The 476-nt window shown below is 70.8% G+C and carries 1 protein-coding gene; it reads right to left on the bottom strand.

What is annotated here, in order from left to right:
• The coding region (locus tag DK254_RS16855; protein ID WP_305888129.1) for a serine dehydratase beta chain at positions 1-476 on the bottom strand (476 nt) is incomplete at both ends.

The raw sequence follows: 476 nt of genomic DNA, 5'->3' as shown, positions 1-476 counted from the left end.
CGCCAGATGCGCAGCAGGCCGTCGCGGGTGTCGGTGTCGCTGCGCCACATGCGCTCGTTGGCGAGCATCAGCTCGGAGACGCGCAGGTTGTGGCGGCGGCACAGCTGCAGCAGCTCGGCGGCGCTGTCGAAGTCGTAGGGCAGGCGGGTGCTGTCCTGGTCGAGGGAGCCGGCGGCGGCCTGCTCGGCGTCGACGACGAAGCCGCCGCCGATGGAGTAGTAGGTGTCGGCATGGAGTTCCTGGCCGTTCTCGTAGGCGACCAGGCTCATGGCGTTGGGGTGGTAGGGCAGGTTCTCCTCCAGCAGGCGCATGTCGCGGACCCAGTCGAAGGGGATGCGCCGTTCGCCGGCCAGGATCAGCTCGCCGCTGCCGAGCAGCTCGGCCATGCGCGGGGCGATCTGGCTGGGGTCGATGCGGTCGGGCCATTCGCCCATCAGGCCCATGATGACGGCGCGGTCGGTGCCGTGGCCGACGCC

This window comes from Pseudomonas sp. RW407 (assembly GCF_003176655.1).
Classification (GTDB): domain Bacteria; phylum Pseudomonadota; class Gammaproteobacteria; order Pseudomonadales; family Pseudomonadaceae; genus Pseudomonas; species Pseudomonas delhiensis.
This window is presented reverse-complemented; position numbering and strand designations above follow the sequence as displayed.